This window comes from Streptomyces sp. NPDC046335 (assembly GCF_055587985.1).
This window is the reverse complement of the sequence record NZ_JBVJFF010000005.1, coordinates 46,400-69,014: the sequence shown is the minus strand read 5'-3', so window position 1 is coordinate 69,014 and position 22,615 is coordinate 46,400. Positions and strand designations below refer to the sequence as shown.

General features: G+C 70.2%; 22 protein-coding genes. 15 read left to right on the top strand and 7 right to left on the bottom strand.

Annotation, left to right across the window (positions count from 1 at the left end; genetic code table 11):
* Positions 1-76: 76 nt before the first annotated feature.
* Complete coding sequence (gene hutI, locus ACZ6JY_RS12685) at positions 77-1,258, top strand: imidazolonepropionase (RefSeq protein WP_469195160.1); 1,182 nt, start codon at positions 77-79, stop codon at positions 1,256-1,258.
* Positions 1,259-1,315: 57 nt separating this feature from the next.
* On the opposite strand, the gene ACZ6JY_RS12680 is transcribed toward hutI, so the two are convergent.
* Entirely contained in the window at positions 1,316-2,110 is a 795-nt protein-coding gene (locus ACZ6JY_RS12680) for an SDR family NAD(P)-dependent oxidoreductase (RefSeq protein ID WP_469195158.1), read from the bottom strand.
* 87 nt (positions 2,111-2,197) lie between these two features.
* Here ACZ6JY_RS12680 and ACZ6JY_RS12675 point away from each other — a divergent pair, with 87 nt between their 5' ends.
* Positions 2,198-3,037, top strand: a complete 840-nt coding sequence (locus ACZ6JY_RS12675) for a helix-turn-helix transcriptional regulator (RefSeq protein WP_469195156.1) — start codon at positions 2,198-2,200, stop codon at positions 3,035-3,037.
* Between the two features lie 147 nt (positions 3,038-3,184).
* Here the strand turns inward: ACZ6JY_RS12675 and ACZ6JY_RS12670 are convergent, their stop codons facing one another.
* On the bottom strand, positions 3,185-4,126 hold the full coding sequence (locus ACZ6JY_RS12670; RefSeq protein WP_469195154.1) for an RNA polymerase sigma factor SigF: 942 nt from the start codon (positions 4,124-4,126) through the stop codon (positions 3,185-3,187).
* A 239-nt stretch (positions 4,127-4,365) separates the two neighbouring features.
* Between ACZ6JY_RS12670 and ACZ6JY_RS12665 the strand changes: the two genes are divergently transcribed.
* The 5 genes from ACZ6JY_RS12665 to ACZ6JY_RS12645 all read left to right on the top strand — a co-directional run bounded on the left by ACZ6JY_RS12665 (position 4,366) and on the right by ACZ6JY_RS12645 (position 8,749).
* A complete protein-coding gene (locus ACZ6JY_RS12665; protein WP_469195152.1) occupies positions 4,366-4,734 on the top strand; it encodes an STAS domain-containing protein in 369 nt (122 codons plus the stop codon).
* A 231-nt stretch (positions 4,735-4,965) separates the two neighbouring features.
* Positions 4,966-5,475, top strand: coding sequence for an ATP-binding protein (locus ACZ6JY_RS12660; RefSeq protein ID WP_447039354.1), 510 nt, complete (start codon positions 4,966-4,968; stop codon positions 5,473-5,475).
* A gap of 318 nt (positions 5,476-5,793) precedes the next feature.
* Entirely contained in the window at positions 5,794-6,543 is a 750-nt protein-coding gene (locus ACZ6JY_RS12655; protein WP_469195150.1) for an LPXTG cell wall anchor domain-containing protein, read from the top strand.
* 77 nt (positions 6,544-6,620) lie between these two features.
* The gene (locus tag ACZ6JY_RS12650) at positions 6,621-7,610 is read left to right on the top strand and encodes a hypothetical protein (protein ID WP_469195149.1); all 990 of its coding nucleotides are present in this window, start codon (positions 6,621-6,623) and stop codon (positions 7,608-7,610) included.
* A 74-nt stretch (positions 7,611-7,684) separates the two neighbouring features.
* Positions 7,685-8,749, top strand: a complete 1,065-nt coding sequence (locus tag ACZ6JY_RS12645) for a hypothetical protein (RefSeq protein WP_469196119.1) — start codon at positions 7,685-7,687, stop codon at positions 8,747-8,749.
* Positions 8,750-8,788: 39 nt separating this feature from the next.
* Here ACZ6JY_RS12645 and ACZ6JY_RS12640 read toward each other — a convergent pair whose 3' ends face one another.
* Entirely contained in the window at positions 8,789-9,637 is an 849-nt protein-coding gene (locus ACZ6JY_RS12640; RefSeq protein WP_469195147.1) for an alpha/beta hydrolase family protein, read from the bottom strand.
* Positions 9,638-10,067: 430 nt separating this feature from the next.
* On the bottom strand, positions 10,068-11,564 hold the full coding sequence (locus ACZ6JY_RS12635; RefSeq protein WP_469195145.1) for a peptide MFS transporter: 1,497 nt from the start codon (positions 11,562-11,564) through the stop codon (positions 10,068-10,070).
* Positions 11,565-12,033: 469 nt separating this feature from the next.
* Between ACZ6JY_RS12635 and ACZ6JY_RS12630 the strand changes: the two genes are divergently transcribed.
* The gene (locus ACZ6JY_RS12630) at positions 12,034-12,711 is read left to right on the top strand and encodes a response regulator transcription factor (RefSeq protein ID WP_447039362.1); all 678 of its coding nucleotides are present in this window, start codon (positions 12,034-12,036) and stop codon (positions 12,709-12,711) included.
* Positions 12,712-12,826: 115 nt separating this feature from the next.
* Positions 12,827-14,095, top strand: coding sequence for an ATP-binding protein (locus ACZ6JY_RS12625; RefSeq protein ID WP_469195143.1), 1,269 nt, complete (start codon positions 12,827-12,829; stop codon positions 14,093-14,095).
* A gap of 47 nt (positions 14,096-14,142) precedes the next feature.
* On the opposite strand, the gene ACZ6JY_RS12620 is transcribed toward ACZ6JY_RS12625, so the two are convergent.
* The gene (locus tag ACZ6JY_RS12620; RefSeq protein WP_469195141.1) at positions 14,143-14,655 is read right to left on the bottom strand and encodes a GtrA family protein; all 513 of its coding nucleotides are present in this window, start codon (positions 14,653-14,655) and stop codon (positions 14,143-14,145) included.
* 177 nt (positions 14,656-14,832) lie between these two features.
* Here ACZ6JY_RS12620 and ACZ6JY_RS12615 point away from each other — a divergent pair, with 177 nt between their 5' ends.
* The 6 genes from ACZ6JY_RS12615 to ACZ6JY_RS12590 all read left to right on the top strand — a co-directional run bounded on the left by ACZ6JY_RS12615 (position 14,833) and on the right by ACZ6JY_RS12590 (position 19,706).
* Positions 14,833-15,966, top strand: a complete 1,134-nt coding sequence (locus tag ACZ6JY_RS12615; protein ID WP_469196117.1) for a 5-(carboxyamino)imidazole ribonucleotide synthase — start codon at positions 14,833-14,835, stop codon at positions 15,964-15,966.
* Positions 15,963-16,556 carry a 5-(carboxyamino)imidazole ribonucleotide mutase gene (gene purE, locus ACZ6JY_RS12610; protein ID WP_469195139.1) on the top strand — a complete coding sequence of 198 codons (594 nt, stop codon included), beginning with the start codon at positions 15,963-15,965 and terminating at the stop codon, positions 16,554-16,556. The genes ACZ6JY_RS12615 and purE overlap by 4 nt, the downstream gene beginning before the upstream one ends.
* Positions 16,557-16,560: 4 nt before the next feature.
* On the top strand, positions 16,561-17,745 hold the full coding sequence (locus tag ACZ6JY_RS12605) for a dipeptidase (protein WP_469195137.1): 1,185 nt from the start codon (positions 16,561-16,563) through the stop codon (positions 17,743-17,745).
* A gap of 356 nt (positions 17,746-18,101) precedes the next feature.
* Positions 18,102-18,335 (top strand): hypothetical protein, encoded by a 234-nt coding sequence (locus tag ACZ6JY_RS12600; RefSeq protein WP_469195135.1) that lies wholly within the window; start codon positions 18,102-18,104, stop codon positions 18,333-18,335.
* Entirely contained in the window at positions 18,316-18,840 is a 525-nt protein-coding gene (locus tag ACZ6JY_RS12595; RefSeq protein ID WP_469195133.1) for a DUF6879 family protein, read from the top strand. Before ACZ6JY_RS12600 ends, ACZ6JY_RS12595 begins: the two co-directional genes overlap by 20 nt.
* Before the next feature lie 17 nt (positions 18,841-18,857).
* On the top strand, positions 18,858-19,706 hold the full coding sequence (locus tag ACZ6JY_RS12590; RefSeq protein WP_469195131.1) for a helix-turn-helix domain-containing protein: 849 nt from the start codon (positions 18,858-18,860) through the stop codon (positions 19,704-19,706).
* Between the two features lie 738 nt (positions 19,707-20,444).
* Here ACZ6JY_RS12590 and ACZ6JY_RS12585 read toward each other — a convergent pair.
* Both ACZ6JY_RS12585 and ACZ6JY_RS12580 read right to left on the bottom strand, forming a co-directional pair.
* The gene (locus ACZ6JY_RS12585) at positions 20,445-20,987 is read right to left on the bottom strand and encodes an HNH endonuclease (RefSeq protein ID WP_469195129.1); all 543 of its coding nucleotides are present in this window, start codon (positions 20,985-20,987) and stop codon (positions 20,445-20,447) included.
* 148 nt (positions 20,988-21,135) lie between these two features.
* Positions 21,136-22,530: a DUF3987 domain-containing protein gene (locus ACZ6JY_RS12580; RefSeq protein WP_469195127.1), complete on the bottom strand. Its 1,395-nt coding sequence runs from the start codon at positions 22,528-22,530 to the stop codon at positions 21,136-21,138.
* Positions 22,531-22,615 lie beyond the last annotated feature (85 nt).

The window sequence follows — 22,615 nt, the reverse complement described above, 5'->3', positions numbered from 1 at the left end:
CTCCCCGACTCGATCCCGACCCCGCCCCTACCCGAGACAGCCCGTCCGGCGATTGAGGACTGGGCCAGGAGCAGCCATGACGACACCCACCACCACCCTCATCACGAACATCTCCAGCCTCGTCACCAACGACCCCGCACAGGGCGACGGAAGCCCCCTGGGCCTGGTGACGGACGCGGCCGTCGTCCTGGACGGCGAGCGGATCGCCTGGGTGGGCCCGGCCGCCGAGGCCCCGGCGGCCGACGCACGGCACGACGCCGAGGGCCGCGCGGCCGTCCCCGGCTTCGTGGACAGCCACAGCCACCTGGTCTTCGCGGGCGACCGCACCCAGGAGTTCAACGCCCGGATGTCGGGCCGCGCCTACTCCGCCGGCGGCATCCGCACCACGGTCGCGGCGACCCGCGCGGCGACGGACGCCGAGCTTGAGGCGAACGTCGAGCACTACCTCGCCGAAGCGCTCCGCCAGGGCACCACGACGTTCGAGACGAAGTCCGGCTACGGCCTCACGACCCAGGACGAGGCCCGCGCCCTCCGCATCGCCGCGCGCCACACGGACGAGGTCACGTTCCTGGGCGCGCACATCGTCTCGCCCGACTACGCCGACGACCCGGCCGCGTACGTGGAACTGGTCACCGGCGAGATGCTGGACGCCTGCGCCCCGCACGCCCGCTGGATCGACGTCTTCTGCGAGAAGGGCGCCTTCGACGGCGACCAGGCCCGCGCGATCCTGACGGCGGGCAAGGCGAAGGGCCTGCACCCCCGCATCCACGCGAACCAACTGTCGTACGGCCCCGGCGTGCAGCTCGCCGTGGAACTGGACGCGGCGAGCGCCGACCACTGCACGCACCTCACGGACGCGGACGTGGACGCCCTGGCGCAGGGCAATACGGTGGCGACGCTGCTCCCCGGCGCCGAGTTCTCGACGCGGGCCCAGTGGCCCGACGCCCGCCGCCTCCTGGACGCGGGCGCGACGGTCGCCCTCTCCACGGACTGCAACCCGGGCTCGTCCTTCACGTCCTCGGTGCCGTTCTGCATCGCCCTGGCCGTACGGGACATGGGCATGACCCCCGACGAGGCGATCTGGTCGGCCACGGCGGGCGGCGCGGCGGCCCTGCGCCGCACGGACATCGGCACCCTGCGCGAGGGCGCCCGCGCCGACCTGACCTTCCTGGACGCACCGAGCCACGTCCACCTGGCGTACCGGCCGGGGGTGCCGCTGGTCAGCGAGGTCTGGCGCCGGGGCACACGCGTGAGCTGACGGGCGAGTCCCGGGCCCGGACACCCCGGGGGCCCCGGGGCCCCCGGGGTCCGGGAATCAGGCCCACAGCCCGCCGTCGACCCGAAGCACCGTGCCGGTGACGTACGAGGCGCGGTCGCTCAGGAGCCAGGCGGCGGCCTGCGCGATCTCCAGCGGGTCGGCGGCGCGCCCCAGCGGCGTCTGGGAGTTGAGGTGGTCGATCGTCCCGGGCGACTCGTCGTCCCACTCCTTCAGCATCTCGGTGAGCGTGGTGCCGGGCGCCACGGCGTTGACGCGGATGCCCTCCGGGCCGTACGTGACGGCGGCCGACGCGGTGAGGCTGTTGACCGCACGCTTCGCCGCCCCGTACACGGGCAGCGCGGGGTTGGCCAGCATGCTGCCGACGCTGGAGGTGTTGACGATGGCGCCGCGCCCCGCCGTGGCGCGGATGGCGGCGACCTCGGCGGTCATGGCCAGCCACGGCCCCTTGAAGTCGACGGCGCAGACGTGGTCGAAGTCGGCCTCCGAAAGCTGGTCCATGGGGCCGGGCGGCTGGCCCGTCGCGCCGTTGTTGAAGGCGACGTCGAGCCGCCCGTAGTGCTCCACGGCCCGGCCGACGGCGGCCCGGACACTGTCGCCGTCGGCCAGATCGCACACGGCGTACTCCGCGGTGCCGCCCGCCGCCCGGATCTCCTCGGTCACGGCCTTCAGCCGCTCCTCCGTCCGGGCCGCGAGCAGCACCCGTGCGCCCTCCGCGGCGAACAGCCGCGCCGCCGCCGCGCCGATCCCGCGGCTGGCCCCGGCGACGAAGGCGACCTTGCCGCCGAGCAGCCCCGCAGCGGGTTCGTGTGATGTCACGGTCTCGTTGTTCATGCCGCTGAGCCTGCGCCCGGACGGCCGGGGCAGCCAGGCACCACCAGTACCTGGATACGGCCAGCGGCCCCCGCGCAGACTGGAGCGGTGAACCGACGACAACTGGCCGACTTCCTCCGCAGCAGACGCGAGCGCATCCGGCCCACGGACGTGGGGCTGCCCGTGGGGCCGCGCCGCCGCACGCCGGGCCTGCGACGCGAGGAGGTGGCGCAGTTGGCGTTCATCTCAACCGAGTACTACGCGCGCCTCGAACAGGCCCGCGCCCCGCACCCCTCCCGCGAGGTCCTCGCCCAACTGGCCCGCGCCCTGCGCCTGTCGGACGCCGAGCGCGACCACCTGCACCATCTGGCCGGTGCGCCGCCGGGGCCCCCGCCGGGCCCGTCACGCGAGGTCCGGCCGAGCATCGCCGCTCTACTGAACCGGCTGCCGGACGCGGCGGCGGTCGTGGTGTCGGCGACGTACGAGGTCATCGCCTGGAACCCGCTGGCCGCCGCGCTCCTGGAGGACTTCTCCGCGCTGCCGCGCCGCGACCGGAACCTCGTCCGCCGCCACTTCCTGGACGGCTCTCCGCTGTACGGGGCGTCGGACGCCGCCGCCTTTTCCCGCAGCGCGGCCCAGCATTTGCGCGCGGTGGCGGCCCGCTACCCGGATGCCGCGGAGGTGACGGCCCTGGTGGACGAACTGCTCCGGGGCAGCGAGGAATTCGCCCGCCTCTGGGCCGCCCACGAGGTGGCCGCCTGCCCCATCCTCTGCCGCACCTTCGACCACCCGCAGGTCGGCCCGGTGGCGGTGAACTGCGACGTCCTGGACATCACGGACCGCGACCAGCGCGTCTTCCTCTACACGGCCACCCCGGGCTCCCCCTCCGAGGAGGCCATGCGGCTCCTGTCGGTCCTGGGCACGCAGCGCATGGACGTACCGGGCTGAGGGCCGCCACTGGATTGCGGAAAAGTCCCGGAAGTGGGGATGTTATGTCCTACTTCGTCCGGGACTTTTCTGTACCGCGCTTGGGGCCCGTCCCCCCTCAGGGGGCGGGCCCCACTGGGGCGTTCGTGCGGGGGGTGGGGGTGGCGGTCACTCCTCGACCGTCAGTCCCTTGCGGAGCTTGACGAGAGTGCGCGACAGCAGGCGCGAGACGTGCATCTGCGAGATGCCGAGCTCCTCACCGATCTCCGACTGCGTCATGTTCGCGACGAAGCGGAGAGAGAGGATCTTCCGGTCGCGCGGCGGCAGTTCGGCGATCAGGGGCTTCAGCGACTCGACGAACTCGATCCCTTCGAGGCCGTGGTCCTCGTAGCCGATGCGGTCCGCGAGCGCGCCCTCGGAGTCGTCCTCCTCGGGCTGGGCGTCCAGGGAGCTCGCCGTGTAGGCGTTGGACGCGGCCATGCCCTCGATGACCTCGTCGTTGGTGATGCCGAGGCGGGTGGCGAGTTCGCTCACCGTGGGGGCGCGGTCGAGCTGCTGGGACAGCTCGTCGCCCGCCTTGGCGAGGTCGAGCCGGAGTTCCTGGAGCCGGCGCGGGACACGTACCGACCAGCTCGTGTCGCGGAAGAAGCGCTTGACCTCACCGACGATCGTCGGCATCGCGAACGTGGGGAACTCCACGCCGCGGCTGAGCTCGAAGCGGTCGATGGCCTTGATGAGGCCGATCGTGCCGACCTGGATGATGTCCTCCATCGGCTCGCTGCGGGAGCGGAACCGGGAGGCGGCGAACTTCACCAGGGCGAGGTTGAGTTCGACCAGGGTGTTGCGGACGTACGCGTATTCGTGCGTCCCTTCTTCGAGCGTCTCGAGGCGCTCGAAGAGGGTTTTGGACAGGGCCCTCGCGTCCAGCGGCGCCACTTCGTCGTACGGCGGGATCTCGGGAAGGTCGTGAAGCCCTTCGAGGGCGTCCTGAGCCTGGGCGGACTCAGGGGCGGGGCCCGGGATCGCGGTGGCGGAGCGGTGCGGCAGGGGTGTCGACGTCGCTTGGTCAGTATGCGATTCGTCGAGCCGGGGTGACATGGTGTCCTCCATCGTTCTCGGCATATGGCTGCCGATGCCAATACGTGCACTGCGGTGTGCGGCGCCTCCAAAGCCGTCCGTGTCGATTGATGTCTCTTCTACCCCTACCCGCTTCCACGCTCCGGTCGCAAGTGCGGTCTGAGGGCAAATGTCCGAATTCTGGAGGATGTTCGGGTACCCCGGAGCGCGGTGAGGGCGTAATGTTCGGGGACGTCATTCAACAGGCACGACGGGTCGGAAGAGAGTTTCGGATGGACCGCGGCACGGTCGGCAGTGCGCACATGGGCCGGCTTCTGGTCGAAGTGCGGAAGACGGGTGCGAGCGCCGTCGTGACTCCGGCGGGTGAGCTGGATCACCACACCGCCGATGTTCTCCGGGAACCGCTGGAAAGCTGCCTGGACAGCGGGGTCAGCAAGGTCGTGGTGGACTGCTCGCGGCTTGAGTTCTGCGACTCCACCGGGCTCAACGTACTGCTCGGGGCGCGGCTCAAGGCCGAGGCCGCGGGGGGCGGAATCCACCTGGCGGGGATGCTGCCGGTGGTGGCGCGGGTCTTCGAGATCACCGGCGCGGAGGCCGTCTTCACGGTCCACGAGTCGCTCGCCGCGGCCCTGGCGGACTGACCCCATGCAGGTCCCGCGCGAAAGTTACGCGTCAGTTGTCCCCGTGTGATCAACGCGTTACCGGTGTCACACGTGCCGACCGGAATAAGTGGGTGTTCTCACGGTCCGGCCGGGCAGGAGAGACCTGAATCCGTCATCTGTGAGAACGGCAAGCAGCCGATGTCCCTACTCGTCCAGAGTCCTCTGCGTGGCCAGAGTCCTCAGTCCTCTTGTCGGTGAGGTGAAGCGCTGATGAGCACCACCCGGCCTTACTCGCCGGGCGACCGTGGCCCGGAGTCCGAGGCCACCGTCGCGGACGCTCCCGCGGACCGCGCCTCCGGGGAGCCAGGCGCTCGCCAGGTCCGCAGATTGAGCCTGAACGGGGCGAGCGGCATCGTCCCGCTGGCCCGTGACTACACCCGTGAGGCGCTGCACGCCTGGGGCTGGCTGCCCGCGGCGAGCGCCGAGCGGCGTGCCGCCGCCGAGGACGTGCTCCTCGTCGTCTCCGAACTGGTCACCAACGCCTGTCTGCACGCCGAGGGCCCCGACGAGCTCTGGCTCGCCACCGATGGCAAAGTGCTGCGCATCGAGGTCTCCGACCGCGGCACGGGCCAGCCCGCCCCGCGGACCCCGCACCGCGCGGGGCGGCCCGGCGGACACGGCATGTTCATCGTCCAGCGGCTCTGCCTCGACTGGGGCGTCGTCCGTACGCCCGGAGCGTCGGGCAAGAAGGTCTGGGCGGAGATGGGCGCTCCCGCCTGAGCCTCCGCCCGTAGAGAGAGACCGAGCCTCCGCCCGTAGAGAGAGCCTGAGTCTCCGCTCGCAGAGAGACCGAGCCTCCGCTCGCAGAGAGGCGGACGCGGTGCCTCGGGCGCCGCGCCGCGAGCCGCGCCGCCCGAGGCCCGCGGCTGTTACCGAAGGTTCGTATGCGCGTCGGATCCCCCGGATCCGGCGCGTCCTTTGTCTTCCCTCGGCAAGGCCTCGGGCGTACCTTGAGCGCCCAATCTGATGTGCCGTCAGTAATTCAGCGTTACTCCGCACCGCGGCACGCCACGACGACCGGCATGAGGGGTATTCGAGGTGTCGTACAAGAAAACGGCCGCGCTCGCGCTCGCCACCGCCCTGGCCGGCGGCTCAGCGGTGCTGATGGCCGCCCCCGCCGCGCAGGCAACCGTCCAGGACGTCGACTACCAGTGCAAGACACCGATCGGCGACAAGAGCGCCGTGTCGCCGATCGACATCAAGAGCGTCAAGAGCGGCAGCGGCTACAAACTCACGATGTCCTTCCAGAAGGGCGTCTCCTCCAGCCCCGTGGAGCTCGGCAAGGGCGCGATGAAGCCCAGTGCCGTGATCAAGCTGGGCGGCGCCGAGAGCGGCACGGTGGCGGTGTCCGGGTCGACGAACCCCGAGGCGATCCCCGCCAACACCCCCATCAAGATCACTGATCTGTCGGGTACGTACACGCCGAAGAAGAGCGGCAAGGTCACCTTCACGGCCGGGGTCCTCACGATCAAGGCGCTCGGCACGACCACGACGTGTACGCCGTCCAACAACCCGAAGCCGTCCCTCGAACTCACCGTCAAGGGCGCGGGCGGCTCCGGCTCGGGCGGCTCCGACCCGGGCTCCGACACCGGTTCGGGCGGGACGACCGGCGGCACCGACGCATCCGGCGGCTCCGAGAGCGCCCCCTCCGGCGGCGAAGAGCTCCCGCAGACCGGACCCGCGGACTCCGCCATCGCGCTCGGCACCCTCGGCGGCACCGTGCTGCTCGCGGGCGCGGCCGGCGCGCTCTGGCTGACCCGCAGGAACCAGGCGGCGCGCTCGCGGTAGCCCCCGGCGCACCGCCGCAAGCACCCAGCGAGCAGACGCCAGCGAGCAGACGCCAGCGAGCAGACCAGGAGCCGCCGATGCCGCCGAAGCCGTCCACGCCGTCCCTCGCGCGGGCCGCGCTGTGCGCCGCCGCCCTCGTCGCGGCGGGCGCGGTCCCCGCGTCCGCGGACGGCGGCGGCTCCGCTCCCTGGTCCGCCGCGCCGTCCGCCGGGGGAGGCACCCGCCAGGCCGAGGACGGGCGGCCCTACTTCTACGCGGAGGGCGCCCCCGGCACCGTCCTCCAGGACACCGTGACCGTCACCAATCCGGGGCCGCGGCCCCGCACGGTGTCGCTGCGGGGCGCGGACGCGGGCAACACCGGCTCGGGCGCCCTCTCGGTCACGCCCGCCAAGGGCGAGCCGAAGGACACCGGCGCCTGGCTCACCTTCGCCGAGCGGCGGGTGAAGGTGCCGCCGCGGACCCGCGCCGAGGTGCCGTTCACCGTGACGGTCCCCGCGGGCGCGGTGCCCGGGGACCACCCCGGGGCGATCGTCGTGAGCGGCGGCGGCCGGACGGTCGGCATACGGCTGCATCTACGGGTCGGCGGCCCGACGCTCCCGGCGCTCACCGTCGAGCGCGTCGAGGTCGACAAGGACGCGGGCCGCATCACGTACGACCTGGTCAACCGCGGCAACACCGTCCTCGCCCCGAAGCTCGCCGTGCACGCGGAGGGGGTCTTCGGCACGCTCGTCGACCGCCCCGCCCGCGCGCTGCCGGTCGAGCTCCTGCCCGGCCGCCGCGTCTCCCTGACCGAGCCCTGGGCGGACACGCCCGCCTTTGACGCGGCGGACGTACGGCTGACGGCCACGGCTCCGGGCGGCGCCCGCGACACCGCCACGGCGTCGGCCCGCTTCGTGCCGTGGGGCGCGCTCGGGGGCGCGGCCGCCGCGCTGCTCGCCGTGGCCGCCGGGACGGTTCATCTCGTACGGGGACGCAGGCGCGGCACGGGGGCGCCGGAGCCGGTGGCGGAGGCCGAGGCGGAGGGCCGGCGGGAGCTGGCGGGCGCGGGGAGGGGAGAGGGATCGTGAACGGGAAGAGGGCCGGGAAGCGCACCGGGGAGCGGAACGGGGCAGGTGGCAGGTCGGACTGGTCCGGCAGGTCCTTGACGGCTCTCGTCGTCCTCGTCGTCCTCGGGCTGCTCGGCCTCGGCTGCGTGGTGCTGTCCGGTTCCGATGCCTCGGCGGCGGAGAAGCCCACCGTGCGGCTCTCCGACCGGGAGGCGGGCAAGGGCGGTTCGGTCACCGTCAAGGGCACGGGGTGGCGGCCCAAGGCGCTGCTGATGATGCTCGTCTGCGGGCAGTCGGAGCCCGGCAGGGGCGTCGTCGGCGGCACCAACTCCTGCGCCAACGCCGAAGGCCTCGCCGTCACCACCGACAAGGACGGGGCGTTCAGCAAGAAGCTCCCGGTGGCCGAGCCGCCCGAGCCCTGCCCCTGCGTGGTCCACGTGGCGACGGTGACGGGCGAGACGGCGCAGGCCGACACCGCGTTCAAGGTCGCGGGCCACCCCGTGAAGCCGCTGCCGAAGGAGGCCACCGGCGGCAGGCTCTCGGTCCTCGCCGACACCCGCCTCGAAGGCTCCAGCGGGCTTCTGACCTGGTTCGGGGCCCCGCCGCAGCGCAAACTGGTCTTCACGGTCGGCAACGTCGGCTCGGCACCCGTCAAGAACCCCGTCTTCCGGATCGGCACCTCGCACGGCGTGTTCGCCCCGCAGTGGGAGGAACAGCAGTGGCGCGGCACCATAGCGCCGGGCAAGAAGGCGCAGATCAAACTGCCGGTGCAGCTCACGGGGGGTGCGCACGGCGACTACCTGGTCTCGCTGCGGTTCGGCGGGAAGGTCCTCGCCGAGCAGCCGTGGGGGGTGGGGCGGCCCTGGGGCGTCGCCGTCTTCTGGCTGCTGCTGTGTGTGGTCGTGCCGACGGCCGTCTTCCGCCTGGGCATGGTGCTCGTCGACCGCCTCCGCCCGAAGCGGCGCGGGTCTTCCCGTACGGGACGACACAGGCCCACCCCGGGGGGAACGGTTGGAGGCGGCTCCGGTGCCCGAAAGGCAGCGGGAGTGCTCCCTTGGTTCACCCCCGACGCCGAGCCCCAGCCCCCGGCAAGGGGCGCGGGGAACTGCGCGACAAGCCCCCACGACCCGCAGGAGACGACGAACCCGGCAGGCGGCTAGGCAATGCGGCTAGGCAAAGCGGCTGGGCAAGGCGGGCCGCTAGGCCCGGCCCCGTAGCCACTGGAGGACGTTCTTGGCCACCCCGGGGGACTTCAGCAGATAGCCCCCGTGGGCCCCGCCCGGGACCGTCTTCGTGAGGACGTCCCGCAGGCCCGCCCGCCGCTCGGCCGCCGCCAGGCCCGCGGAGTGCGACCGCGGCACGAAGTCCCGGGCCGAGTGGAGCAGCAGCATGGGGGCGTCGTCGCGCCCCGAGGCATGGGACGCCGCCGTGAGGTCCTTCCAGCGGGCCCAGCAGCGCGGAACCGCGCGGTCCGGACGGCAGCCCGCGAGGCGCTGAGCGGCCCCACGCAGCGCCCGGCGGTCCGCGGGCGCCCCGGAGGCGCCGCCGTCCACCCACGCGCGGTACGGGGACGCCACAGGCGAGAGCGCGGCGACCGCGCGGACCCGCGAGGCGCCCGCCTTGTACGTGGCCGCCTGCACGGCCAGGTGACCGCCCGCCGACGAACCGAGCACGAGGGGCCGCTCGCCGCCCTCCCTGCCGCGCACCCACCGCAGGGCGGCGAGGACGTCCTGGCGCTGCGCGGGCCAGACCGCGTCGGAGGTCAGCCGGTAGTCGGTGTCGTAGACGTTGAAGCCGCGGGCCGCGAACCACCGCGCCCGGCCGCTCCAGTCGGTGTCCCGCGCCCACGAGCCGCCGTGCAGGATCACCAGGGCGGGCCGCCGCTCCGGCCTGCCGCCGTACACGGTGATCTGCTGGCGGGCGTGCTGACCGTACGAGAAGACGCGCCCGGACGGCGGCGCGGGGGCGGGCCCGGAGGCCGCCTCGGCGGTGACGCCGGAGGACAGCAGGGCCCCGCAGAGGGCGGCGGCGTACAGGGTGCGGCGCATGGGCCAGATGTTCCACCGCGGACGGCGGCGACCGACCCGGAAACGCCCCGGCGTCACCGCCGCGGGTGAGCACCCGGGCTGACGTTCGCACGAATGGACCTCCCGCCGAACCGCCCGTCCCCCGGCTCCCGTCTCCCGGGCCCCCGGCCTCCGGCTCCCGGCCCCCGGGCCCCCGGCTCCCGGGCTCCGGCTCCCGGCCCCCGGGCCCCCGGCTCCCGGGCCCCCGGCCTCCGGCTCCCGGCCACCGGGCCCCCGGCCCCCAGGCCTCCGGCACCGGCCCCCCGGCCCCCCGGCTCCCGAGAACTCACCGTGGAACATCCCGATGCCCCGGCGGCCAGGTGGCGCACGAACGGCGGAGGGGCCGCCGCACCCCAAGGTGTGGCGGCCCCTCCGTCGTGTCCGGGCCCCTAGGGGGCCCCGGTGGGCTAGGTCAGTTGACCGAGCCCATCAGTTCCTTGACCTTCTTGCGGGACGTCCAGATGCCGAAGCCCGCGATGACCGCGATGATCGCCTCGACGGCGACCGCCCCGCTGTTGTTCAGATCCACGTTGAGCTGTGGGGACGTCAGCAGACCCGTCACCGAGTCGCCCGCCGTGACCGCGAGGAACCAGACACCCATCATCTGGGCGCTGTACTTCTCCGGAGCCATCTTCGTGGTGAGCGACAGGCCGACCGGGGAGAGGCAGAGCTCACCGACGGTCTGGATGAAGTAGATCGCGACCAGCCACATCGGGCTGACCCTGCCGCCGTTGCTGGCGGTGTCGATCAGCGGGATGAGGAAGACGGCGAAGGAGATGCCGATCAGCGTCAGGCTGGAGGCGAACTTGACGGCCGTGCTCGGCTCCTTGCCCCGCTTGTTCAGCCACAGCCACGCCGACGCGACCACGGGGGCGAGCGCCATGATGAAGATCGGGTTCAGCGACTGGTACCAGGAGGTCGGGAAGTCGAACCCGAGCAGGTTGTTCGTCGTCGAGCCCTTGCCGAAGATCGACAGGGTGGAGCCGTTCTGGTCGTAGATCATCCAGAAGACGGCGGCGACCACGAAGAACCAGATGTAGCCGGACAGCTTCGACTGCTCAAGCGTCGAGAGGTCCTTGTCGCGCTTCATGCGGGCGAGGACGGCGACGGGGATGACCAGACCGGCGACGATCAGCGGCATCAGCGCCCAGTCGGCGAAGTTCCCGGTGGCGCCCATCAGCGTGTAGAGCGCGGCGGCGACGATCAGCCAGATCAGGCCGGTCCGCAGGGCGGAGCGGCGCTGCTCGGCCGTGGCGGGCTGGGAGACCACGCTGGACTGCTCGCTGAGGTGGCGCGAGCCGAGCAGGAACTGGGCGAGGCCGAGCGCCATGCCGATCGCGGCGAGCGCGAAGCCGAAGTGCCAGTTCACGCTCTCGCCGACGGTGCCGATGGTCAGCGGGGCGAGGAAGGCACCGAGGTTGATGCCGATGTAGAAGAGCGTGAAGCCACCGTCACGGCGCGGGTCCTGCGGGCCCTTGTAGAGGTGGCCGACCATCACGGAGATGTTCGCCTTCAGCAGGCCGGAGCCGAGCGCGACGAGCGCGAGGCCGGCGAAGAAGGAGACCGAGCTCGGCAGCGCGAGCGTGATGTGGCCGAGGATGACGACGGAGGCACCGATGACGACCGTCTTGCGCGGGCCCCAGAAGCGGTCCGCCATCCAGCCGCCGGGCATGGCGAGCAGGTAGACCATCGACATGTAGACGGAGTAGATCGCCGTCGCGGTGGTGGCACTCATGTCCATGCCGCCGGGCGCGATCAGGTAAAGCGGGAGCAGTGCCTTCATGCCGTAGAAGCTGTAACGCTCCCACATCTCGGTCATGAAGAGTGTGGCCAGTCCGCGGGGGTGGCCGAAGAAGGTCTTCTCGGAGCCAGGGGTACTGGCGGAGTCCTTCGTCAGGCTGGACGCCATGGGTCGATCCTCGTGGGTTCGGGACGCGCGACGGAGCGTGAGCGCGCCCGGTGGGGGGCGGTCGGCACCGGTTCCGCACACCCCGTCCCCACGCCCGGGGGAGGGTTCACCCCCGCATGACGGGGGAGGGGATGGGCAGACTCCGGGATCCACACCCTGGCGCTTCATCACGCGCAGGGCCCGACCACAGGTCATTCCTTTCGAGGCCGGCGGAGCCGGCCCGCACACAAAAGGACCCAAGGCCGCACAGTGGGCCAAAGGTCCTTGAGTAGTGCATCAGGCGTTGGGTCACCATACGACACGCCAGGGGTGCATATGGAAGGACTTGAGAGATGGATCACAGGTTTTGGCGCAACCATCGGCGCACAATCAAAGGTAATTCTTGGAATCGCGCCCCATAGCCACAGGGTCCGATCTCCACTGTGCGATCACCGCACGACCGTTGTCCGCCGCGGACTACCATCACCCCATGACCCGTGTACTGCTCGCCGAGGACGACGCGTCCATCTCGGAGCCGCTGGCCCGTGCCCTGCGCCGGGAGGGTTACGAGGTCGAAGTGCGCGAGGACGGCCCGACCGCCCTCGACGCCGGGCTCCAGGGGAGCGTCGACCTGGTCGTACTCGACCTGGGGCTGCCCGGTATGGACGGCCTTGAGGTCGCCCGCCGCCTGCGCGCCGACGGGCTCACGGTGCCGGTCCTCATCCTGACCGCGCGCGCCGACGAGGTGGACACCGTCGTCGGTCTCGACGCGGGCGCCGACGACTACGTGACCAAGCCCTTCCGCCTCGCCGAGCTGCTGGCCCGCGTCCGGGCGCTCCTTCGGCGCGGTTCCAGCGAGCCGAAGGAGGCGCCCGCCACGCACGGCGTGCGCATCGACGTCGAGTCGCACCGCGCCTGGATGGGCGACGACGAACTCCAGCTCACGGCCAAGGAGTTCGACCTCCTCCGGGTCCTCGTACGGGACGCGGGACGCGTCGTCACGCGGGACCAGTTGATGCGGGAGGTCTGGGACACGACGTGGTGGTCCTCCACGAAGACCCTGGACATGCACATCTCCTGGCTCCGCAAGAAGCTGGGCGACGACGCGGCGAACCCGCGGTACATCGCCACGGTGCGGGGCGTGGGCTTCCGCTTCGAGAAGAGCTGACCCGGGCCCCGTAAGGGGCGCGGGGAACCGCGCGAGCAACCACGGACGACCCGCACCGTCAGGTGGTTCCCCGCGCCCCCCCCCCGCGGCGGCTTCGATCCGCGACACTGGGACCATGCGCCGCCGACTGATCAACAGCACCCTCGCCGTAGTCCTCGTGGTCATCGCGGTCTTCGGCGTAAGCCTGGTCATCGTGGAGACCCGCACGATCAGCAGCAGCGCCCAGGAGCGCGTCGACTCCGAGGCGCTCCGGCTCGCCGGCATCGTGGACAGCCGCCTCATCAGCGACGAGCGCATCACCGCCGCGATCCTCCGCGACCAGATCGCCACCGAGCGCTACGCCCGCATCGACATCCCCGGCCGCGAGCCCATCGAGATCGGCAGCCGCCCCAAGGGCGACGTGATCAGCTCCAGCGCCCCCGGCGAGCAGGGCGAGAAGGTCACCGTCCAGGAGCCCCGCGCCGCCATCACCCGCGAGGTCGGCCGCACGCTGCTGATCATCGCCGCCGTGGCGCTGCTCGCCATCGTCGCGGCGATCCTGCTCGCCGTGCGCCAGGCCAACCGCCTGGCCTCCCCGCTCACCGACCTCGCCGAGACCGCCGAGCGCCTCGGCTCCGGCGACTCCCGGCCGCGCCACAAGCGGTACGGCGTGCCGGAGCTGGACCGCGTCGCGGACGTCCTGGACTCCTCCGCCGACCGGATCGGCCGGATGCTGACCGCCGAGCGGCGCCTCGCCGCCGACGCCTCGCACCAGCTGCGGACGCCGCTCACCGCGCTGTCCATGCGCCTGGAGGAGATCACCGTCACCGACGAGCTGGACACGGTCAGGGAGGAGGCCACGATCGCGCTGGCCCAGGTCGAGCGGCTCACCGACGTCGTGGAGCGGCTGCTCACCAACAGCCGCGACCCCCGTACCGGCTCCGCCGTCGCCTTCGACCTGGACGAGGTGATCAAGCAGCAGCTCGAGGAGTGGCGGCCCGCCTACCGCAGCTCGGGCCGCGCCATCGTCAGCTCCGGCAAGCGGCACCTGGAGGCCGTGGGCACGCCGGGCGCGGTCGCCCAGGTCCTGGCGGCGCTGATCGAGAACTCCCTGATGCACGGTGGCGGCACGGTCGCCCTGCGCACCCGCGTCACCGGCAACCAGGCGGTCATCGAGGTCACGGACGAGGGGCCGGGCGTCCCGCACGACCTCGGGGCGCGGATCTTCGAGCGGACCATCAGCGGCCGCAACTCGACGGGCATCGGCCTCGCGGTGGCCAGGGACCTGGCCGAGGCGGACGGCGGCCGCCTGGAGATGCTCCAGACGAAACCGCCGGTCTTCGGCCTCTTCCTGTCGCGTACGCCGCTGTCGAAGAACGACGCGTCGGGCGACACCGTCAGGTGAGGGCCGGCGGCGGTCACGCGGCCAGGGCGGCCACGGACGGCACGGCCTCAGCTCGCGCGGCGCACCACGGGCCGCTCGTCCTGCCGCTCCTCCAGGAACGATTCCGCATGCGCGACCGTCTCGCGCGCGGGCAGCGTCCTGAAGACCCAGGTGCGGTACGACCAGAAGCGGAAGAGGGTCGCGATGCCCATGCCGAGGAACTTGAAGAAGTTGGCCTGGAGCCTGCCGTCCCAGCCGAACCAGTACGTCGCCGCGTAGAGCACGCCGTTCTCGATCACCAGGCCGACCCCGCTGAACAGCAGGAACAGCGTGAGTTCCTTGGTGCGGCCGGTCTTGTCACGGTCCTTGTACGTGAAGTAACGGAACCCCACGTAGTTGAAGACGATCGCGACGAGCGTGGCGATCACGCTCGCGCGGACCACGTGCAGGTCGGTGACGTGCCGCACGAGGTTGAAGACGCCGAAATTGACCAGCGTCCCGACCGCCCCCACGGCCCCGAACTTGGCGATCTCGCGCGTGAGCCGGTCCACGCGCTCCCGCAGTATGCCCCGGTCCGTCATGGTCGTCGCCCCAGCCCCCGTCGGTCGCACCGCACGTTTTCGTGCCGGTCTCGTACGCGCCGACGGATTGGTTTTCGGTCGTGTCGACCAAGCCATGCTAACCAGCGGCCGATCCCGGCGCGCGAGGTGGCCGATACCGGCCGATACCCTGGGGGTGTGACGTTCCCGGTAGTCGGCATGGTCGGCGGCGGTCAGCTCGCCCGCATGACCCACGAGGCGGGCATCCCCCTCGGCCTGAAATTCAAGCTCCTCAGTGACACCCCGCAGGATTCCGCGGCCCAGGTGGTGGGTGAAGTCGTCATCGGCGACTATCGCGACCTGGATACGCTGCGTGACTTCGCGCGGGGCTGCGACGTGATCACCTTCGATCACGAACATGTACCCACCGAGCACCTCAGGGCCCTGGAGGCGGACGGCATCCCCGTCCGCCCGGGGCCCGACGCGTTGGTGCACGCCCAGGACAAGGGCGTGATGCGCGAGCGGCTCACGGCGATCGGCGTGCCGTGCCCGCGCCACCGGATCGTGGAGGACCCGGCCGACGTGGCCGCCTTCGCGGCCGAGGGCGCGACGGACGGCGGCGACGGCTTCCCCGTGATCCTCAAGACGGTGCGTGGCGGATATGACGGGAAGGGGGTGTGGTTCGTCCGTTCCGCCGAGGACGCCGAAGAACCCTTCCGGGCCGGTGTCCCGGTGCTCGCCGAGGAGAAGGTCGACTTCGTGCGCGAACTGGCGGCGAACGTCGTCCGTTCCCCGCACGGCCAGGCCGTCGCCTACCCCGTCGTCGAGTCCCAGCAGGTCGACGGCGTGTGCGACACGGTGATCGCCCCGGCGCCCGGCCTCGGCGAGGACCTCGCGGGCCGGGCCCAGGAGTTGGCGCTGCGCATCGCCAAGGAGCTCGGCGTGGTCGGCCACCTCGCGGTCGAGCTCTTCGAGACGCCCGACGGGCGCATCCTCGTCAACGAACTGGCGATGCGGCCGCACAACTCCGGCCACTGGACGCAGGACGGCGCCATCACCTCGCAGTTCGCCAACCACGTACGCGCGGTGCTCGACCTGCCGCTCGGCGACCCGCGCCCGCGTGCGAAGTGGACCGTGATGGCCAACGTGCTCGGCGGTGACTACCCCGACATGTACTCCGCGTACCTGCACTGCATGGCACGCGACCCGCAGCTCAAGATCCACATGTACGGCAAGGACGTGAAGCCCGGCCGCAAGGTCGGACACGTCAACACCTACGGCGACGATCTGGACGAGGTCCTCGACCGCGCCCGTCACGCAGCCGGCTACCTCAGAGGAACGATCACCGAATGACCTCCCCTGTCATTGGCATCGTCATGGGCTCCGACTCGGACTGGCCCGTCATGGAGAACGCGGCGAAGGCCCTCGACGAGTTCGAGATCCCCTACGAGGTCGACGTCGTCTCCGCGCACCGCATGCCGCGCGAGATGATCGCGTACGGCGAGCAGGCGGCGGACCGCGGCCTGAAGGCGATCATCGCGGGCGCGGGCGGCGCCGCCCACCTGCCCGGCATGCTGGCGTCGGTGACCCCGCTGCCCGTGATCGGCGTGCCCGTACCGCTGAAGTACCTCGACGGCATGGACAGCCTCCTGTCCATCGTGCAGATGCCGGCGGGCGTCCCGGTGGCGACCGTCTCGGTCGGCGGCGCGCGCAACGCGGGCCTGCTCGCGGCCCGCATGCTCGCCGCGCACGACGCCGAACTCCTCGACCGTATGCGGGAGTTCCAGCAGGAGCTGAACGACCAGGCCACGGAGAAGGGCAAGCGGCTGCGGACCAAGGTCGAGGGCGCGGGTTCCGGATTCGGCTTCGGTTCCGGTTCTGGTTCCGGTTCCGGTTCCGGTTCCGGTTCCGGTTCCGGAACCGGCTTCGGTTCGGGAAGGTGATCGCATGACTTCCCTCGACGAAGCCCGGACACTCCTCGCCGACTTCCCCGTGGTCGACGGCCACAACGACCTGCCGTGGGCCCTGCGCGAGAAGGCGGGCTACGACATCGACCGCCTCGACATCGCCGCCGACCAGACGGGCGCCCTGCACACGGACATCGCACGGCTGCGCGCGGGCGGCGTCGGCGCGCAGTTCTGGTCGGTGTACGTGCGCACCGACCTCACCGGCGACGCGGCGGTGAGCGCCACCCTGGAGCAGATCGACTGCGTCGAACAGCTCCTCACCCGTTACCCCGCCGACCTGGCCCGCGCGCTGACCGCCGCGGACATGGAGAAGGCCCGCTCCGAGGGCCGCATCGCCTCCCTCATGGGCGCCGAGGGCGGCCACTCCATCAACAACTCCCTGGCCACCCTGAGGGCGCTGCACACGCTCGGCGTGCGCTACATGACGCTCACGCACAACGACAACATCGCGTGGGCGGACTCGGCGACGGACGAGCCGGGCGTCGGCGGTCTCTCGCCCTTCGGCCACGAGGTCGTACGCGAGATGAACCGCGCGGGCATGCTGGTCGACCTCTCCCACGTGGCGGCCACGACGATGCGGGCGGCCCTGGACACGTCGGTGGCCCCGGTGATCTTCTCGCACTCGTCCTCGCGCGCGGTCTGCGACCACCCGCGCAACATCCCGGACGACGTCCTGGAGCGCCTGCCCGCCAACGGCGGCGTCGCGATGGCGACCTTCGTCCCGAAGTTCGTCCTCCAGGCGGCGGTCGACTGGACCCTGGCCGCCGACGAGAACATGCGCGCCCACGGCTTCCACCACCTCGACACCACCCCCGAGGCCATGAAGGTCCACGCGGCCTTCGAGGAGTCGCACCCGCGCCCGGTCGCCACGGCGGCCACGGTCGCCGACCACCTGGACCACATGCGCGAGGTCGCCGGCATCGACCACATAGGCATCGGCGGCGACTACGACGGCACGGCCTTCACGCCGGACGGCCTCGACGACGTGGCGGGCTACCCCAACCTGATCGCGGAACTCCTGGACCGCAACTGGTCGAAGCCGGACCTGGCGAAGCTGACGTGGCAGAACACGGTCCGCGTCCTGGCCGCGGCCGAGGCCGTGTCCCGCGAGGAGCAGACCCGCAGGGGTCCGTCCGTGGCCACGCTGGAGCAGCTGGACGGCTAGCTCACCGCTCACACCGATGGGGTGCCACCCGGCCGGGCGGCACCCCATCGGCGTGTGGTCCGCTGCCGGCTACGGCAGGTTCCGCGCCATGACGATGCGCTGGACCTGGTTCGTGCCCTCGTAGATCTGGGTGCTTTACGGCACACACGCCTGTGACCTGCGTAAACAGCCTCTGCAAAGAAGGCTCCCCAGCATTTCCCCATGATCACTACTCAAGTTCCCTGGTCCGGCACCGTGCGAGGCTGCCGCGACCTAGGTTCCGGGCTCGGAGCCTTCACCAACCCCCTTGACGAGACAGGTTCCGCAAGGTGAGGGTCGTGCAACCAGGCGCAACGCGCTCGACAGCGGAGGTTGTCATGGCACTACGGTTCGTCGGTAAAGATCCAGAGTCCGGAGATCACGGCTCACCGGCCGTATGGGTGGACGAGGAGACGAAGGATCTCCTCTTCCAGGGATGGAAGGCGGACGAGCAGACGACGAGCGAAAGCTCGACGGATGTTCCGATCCCCGGGCACGAAGCAGTGATCCGGGTACCGAAGCGGATGATCCCGCTTCTCAGGGAGGCGCTTGATGTCGCAGAGCTTGACTAGCTTTGCTGACCTGCTCCGCTCCGTGCAGCACTCCGCCGTCCACCTGGAACTGCGCGATCGCTACGGGGCGGAGAACGAGAACGAGAGGTTCCAGGAGTGGAAGGCTGGCCACCGACTCGATCCGGAAGATCGGGCGTCCTGGTGGCGGCCTTGGCTGGACCTCGTCCAGGAGGTGACGGCTAAGGGAGTCGTGGTGCGCCGCGCACGCATCGTCTCCGAGCCGGTCAGCGACTACATCCGCTTCGAGCACTCCTTCACCTTCACCAACATCGCCGCTGGTGAACAGGTCCGGTGGCTTCCTCGACGTCAGGCATCTGACCTCGCTGTGCCGGGGAACGACTTCTGGCTGTTCGATGGCCGGTTGGTCCAATTCAATATCTTTGATGGGGAAGGCCGGTGGGTCCACACCGACCAGACCGAGGATGCTGCGGTCGCTCAGTTCTGCGCCTCGGCCTTCGATGCAGTCTGGGAGCGCGCGATTCCCCACGAGAAGTACAACGTCTGACGCAGGCCGGCCAGCTCATGCCCTCATCCCCGTTCTCCAGCGCGCAAGCAGCTCGCGCGGCCGTGGCAGCACGCTTGCAGAGCATCATGAAGGATGCCGGGCTCACCGGGCACGAGCTGGCCATCCGTTGCGGGTGGCACAAGTCGAAGTCCTCACGAATCGCCCGAGGTAAGACTCCGCCCTCGGACGCTGATATCCGTGCTTGGTGTGCGGCTTGCGGCGCTGACGACCAAATCCCGGATCTCATAGCGGCCTCGCGCAACGCTGAGTCCATGTATGTGGAGTGGCGGCAGATCCACCGCGATGGGATGCGTCGCGTCCACGAGCAGACAGTGCCGCTCTACCAACGAACCCGTCACTTCCGCGTCTACGCCTCCAACCTCGTTCCCGGAATGCTCCAGACGGCCGAGTACGCAACGGGCCTTCTGCGATCCATCACAGACTTTCAAGGCACCCCTGACGACGTCCCGGAAGCCGTACAAGCCCGTTTGGACCGCTCCCGGGTCGTCCGGGAGGGAGACCATCGCTTTGCACTGCTGCTTGAAGAAGCGGTTTTGCATTACCGGGTCAGTGACGATGCGGCGATGGCGGGTCAGCTCGGCTACCTGCTGTCCGTGATGGCCCAGCCGAACGTGTCCCTCGGAATCATCCCGTTCGGGGCACGTCGCACGGTCTGGCCCCTCGAAGCGTTCTATGCCTTCGATGACACCCAAGTGGCGGTCGAGACACTGACAGCAGAGATCAACGTCACGGCACCGGGCGAGATCCGAACCTACCTGAGAGCCTTCGGGGAGCTGTCGAAGATCGCAGTACGTGGCCCCCAGGCTCGTGCCTGCATCACAAGGGCAATCGAATCGCTCGGATGAATCCATGCAACCGCGTGCAACTTGCTGGGAGTTGAGGCACCCCACTTTCTAGCGTTGTCACCACACGGACGACGCGAAGGGGTGTCGGCATGAACCAGCCGAGGACCTACCCGAGTGAGCCGGTAGAGCTGCCGCTCAACGTGGCCCAGGAACCGCAACCGATACAGGGCTGCGCCGGTTGCATGGAACTGGCCAACGTCCGGGATCGTGCGCGTGCTGGGGGCGACACGACCACGGTGACCCACTGCAACGCCTTCCTACGACGGCACCCGGAGGGGCACTAGTGGTCACGGCAGAGAACATCGGTAAGCGGGTCCAAGATGCTTCCGGACGGGTCGGCATCCTCTGCGACGTGATCCAGGACTACGAAGACCCCACAGCACCACGAGAGGGCCCCACAGCCTTCCTTCGACCGGAAGGCGGAGGTATCGAGTGGCTGGCACCGCCGGACACCGTTCGCCTGATCTAAGAGCTTCCGGCGTGCCCGCGTTCCCGCCAGAACGGCCTCCGGTGGACGAGCCTTGAGTACAGGCGAGGTGGCCCAGCGGACGGAGGACGCGAAGAACACTGCCGCGCTGGTGCAGGCAGCCTTGAAGGCATGCACACCGCAGTGGCAGGACATTTGAGGCGTGAGGGTACGTCTCGGGTTGAGAGAGATGGTTTGTCCACATCAAGTGGTCATACCAATAAAGGGCCTTCGGTCTCCCTTCACGAGAGACCGAAGGCCCTTTTCTTATTTCAGGGGCCGCAGTTACTCGTCCCTTCCTCCGGGATTTCTTCGAACAACTTCCCAGGGATGTCCCGGACAAGCCGATACCTCTTCGGTTTCGGCTTCGGCCATCCACCCGCCTTACCCTTGGCTACTGCGCTCTCCAGCCAAGCACGCATCAGATCTGGAGTGAAAAACCCACCCCTGCGCGTATGCCACGTTCGCTCGAAAAACCACTCCGAGCGATCTCTATCGGCGATCTCAGATATTACGGCGTCCACGCGATTAAGCATCGCCAACGTCTCCTCGTGAGCCCACTGGTAATGCTCACGCAGCGTCACCCCTGGACCACGTGGGCTACCACCCTCCGCCCAACGTTCCGACAGGATCTTTTCCATGTACCAAGCGGGCGCGGGCTTACGCCACTTAGACTGATTGCAGATTTTGCAGGCTGGCACCAAGTTACTTGTGTAGTCACTGCCTCCGTCTACGAACGCTATGAAGTGGTCCATCACCTCCGACTTCTTACCGCAATAGACACAGCAGCCATCGTTAGCGAACAGGACTTCCATGCACGTCCACATCTCGTGACGTGACCGTATTCGCTGCTCCCCCACCTGTCAGTCCTTCCCGTACTCCGTCGCTCCACTCCCGCTACTAGCGCGACGTAGCGTCCCTGCACGACCCCGGCAGGGGCGTTCATCGGTTCGTTCGAGCGGTTCAGAGTAGAGCCAGGAAGGGGTTGGCAGTGTCGAGCGGCTCCGGGCGCTTCTCCGTTATCGACTCAAGGTCCTTCTTCGAGGTCGAGCGGTAAGCGTCGAGTCGGACAACCGTTGCGCGCTTCTCCTCACGCTCCGCGCTGGCCGGCCGCGCCTTTGCGTGACGGGAAGTGTCGCGGTTCCTGTCGCTGTCCGTGCTGGCCGGCTGCGGCCCAGAGTCACCAGAACTGTCACCGCGGAGTGTGAAAACGGTGGCCGGGCGACCGGTCTTGCCCGACCGTTCCACCGTGGCGACGATTCCGGGCAGTGCCTTCACCTCTGCTGCGGTGGCGCCCACGTACGGGAGCACCTGAGAGGAGGTGGCCCGGCCGCCGTGCATCTCGATCCGGGCTCGGACTTTGTCGGCGAGGGTGAGCGGCTGCCGCTTCACCTTGTGGGCGGTCGCCCCCTTGGTGATCCGGACGGCGTCCTGGACAGAGCGGCGAACGAGCGAGAACGCCGCCGACAACATCTCTTCGGTGATTGTCTCGGAGCACTCAGAGGCGGCCAGACAGGCCGCGACCCTGAGCGTCTGCTCTGCGGTCCGTTCGATGAACACGGCCTGCCCCTCGGGCAGGGTCTCACCCAGGATGCGCGCGTACCGCCGCGCAATCCGCCACAGCGGCCGGGCATCCTCGGCAAGCGTGATCACACGGCGGCGGGCGGTAGCCCATCCGTAGGCATCGGACAGGTCACTGCCGTCCACCACGGGCGGAGTCACGCGGTCGTCGTCCAGCATGGGCACTGATCCCAGAAGGAAGGGCAGGATGCGGTTGTACGAGCCTCCGGCCGCTTCCGACTCCCCCACGTACTTGGTCCAGTCGGACGGCGTCACGTGGCAGTGCAGGACCATCGCAGGGTCGCGCACTTCTTGCGCTTCTTCCTTGGTGGTGTTCCGGAGCGTAGCCCCGTCCCACGCGGCTCGGAGCTTGGTCGTGAACGACGCATCCAGCTTGACCCTGCGGAGAACTTCCGACCACTCTTCCTCCACCACCAGAGCCCGCACGTCCCGCCCATGCTCGGTCTCAGTCGTGGCTTCCTGCTGCTCCCACAGGTGATTGACCATGCTCGCCCCGGAGGTGATCCCGGAGGTGATGTGCGTTGCCAGGAAGCGTCCCAGGGACTCGTCCAGGACATGATGGGCGGCCCGTAGCGCGGTTCCCTTGCCTCTGCCTGTCCCGGCCACCAGGGCTGACCACAGCAGCACCGGCCGGTTGCTGCCACGGGACGAGACCTTGACCGTTCCGCCGATCGCGGCCGACCACATCGACAGAGCGGCCACGTACACCCCCAAGGGGTCCGCCTCCAGGAACGGGCCGATCCTGCGGACCGCGCGACCGATGGGACCGTACAGCACGGTTGCGCTCCCGCTCGGACATGGCCTTGGGGCCGACCTTGGCAGGCTCGGGAAGCGGGTCACCACCGATCAACTCACCGGCCCG

What these genes read in the sequence shown, in the direction of transcription:
- hutI (WP_469195160.1), top strand. Translation starts at nt 77, where the DNA reads ATGACGACACCCACCACCACCCTCATCACGAACATCTCCAGCCTCGTC.
- ACZ6JY_RS12680 (WP_469195158.1), bottom strand. Translation starts at nt 2,110, where the DNA reads ATGAACAACGAGACCGTGACATCACACGAACCCGCTGCGGGGCTGCTC.
- ACZ6JY_RS12670 (WP_469195154.1), bottom strand. Translation starts at nt 4,126, where the DNA reads ATGGAGGACACCATGTCACCCCGGCTCGACGAATCGCATACTGACCAA.
- ACZ6JY_RS12665 (WP_469195152.1), top strand. Translation starts at nt 4,366, where the DNA reads ATGGACCGCGGCACGGTCGGCAGTGCGCACATGGGCCGGCTTCTGGTC.
- ACZ6JY_RS12660 (WP_447039354.1), top strand. Translation starts at nt 4,966, where the DNA reads ATGAGCACCACCCGGCCTTACTCGCCGGGCGACCGTGGCCCGGAGTCC.
- ACZ6JY_RS12650 (WP_469195149.1), top strand. Translation starts at nt 6,621, where the DNA reads ATGCCGCCGAAGCCGTCCACGCCGTCCCTCGCGCGGGCCGCGCTGTGC.
- ACZ6JY_RS12640 (WP_469195147.1), bottom strand. Translation starts at nt 9,637, where the DNA reads ATGCGCCGCACCCTGTACGCCGCCGCCCTCTGCGGGGCCCTGCTGTCC.
- ACZ6JY_RS12635 (WP_469195145.1), bottom strand. Translation starts at nt 11,564, where the DNA reads ATGGCGTCCAGCCTGACGAAGGACTCCGCCAGTACCCCTGGCTCCGAG.
- ACZ6JY_RS12630 (WP_447039362.1), top strand. Translation starts at nt 12,034, where the DNA reads ATGACCCGTGTACTGCTCGCCGAGGACGACGCGTCCATCTCGGAGCCG.
- ACZ6JY_RS12625 (WP_469195143.1), top strand. Translation starts at nt 12,827, where the DNA reads ATGCGCCGCCGACTGATCAACAGCACCCTCGCCGTAGTCCTCGTGGTC.
- ACZ6JY_RS12620 (WP_469195141.1), bottom strand. Translation starts at nt 14,655, where the DNA reads ATGACGGACCGGGGCATACTGCGGGAGCGCGTGGACCGGCTCACGCGC.
- ACZ6JY_RS12615 (WP_469196117.1), top strand. Translation starts at nt 14,833, where the DNA reads ATGGTCGGCGGCGGTCAGCTCGCCCGCATGACCCACGAGGCGGGCATC.
- purE (WP_469195139.1), top strand. Translation starts at nt 15,963, where the DNA reads ATGACCTCCCCTGTCATTGGCATCGTCATGGGCTCCGACTCGGACTGG.
- ACZ6JY_RS12605 (WP_469195137.1), top strand. Translation starts at nt 16,561, where the DNA reads ATGACTTCCCTCGACGAAGCCCGGACACTCCTCGCCGACTTCCCCGTG.
- ACZ6JY_RS12600 (WP_469195135.1), top strand. Translation starts at nt 18,102, where the DNA reads ATGGCACTACGGTTCGTCGGTAAAGATCCAGAGTCCGGAGATCACGGC.
- ACZ6JY_RS12595 (WP_469195133.1), top strand. Translation starts at nt 18,316, where the DNA reads ATGTCGCAGAGCTTGACTAGCTTTGCTGACCTGCTCCGCTCCGTGCAG.
- ACZ6JY_RS12590 (WP_469195131.1), top strand. Translation starts at nt 18,858, where the DNA reads ATGCCCTCATCCCCGTTCTCCAGCGCGCAAGCAGCTCGCGCGGCCGTG.
- ACZ6JY_RS12585 (WP_469195129.1), bottom strand. Translation starts at nt 20,987, where the DNA reads ATGGAAGTCCTGTTCGCTAACGATGGCTGCTGTGTCTATTGCGGTAAG.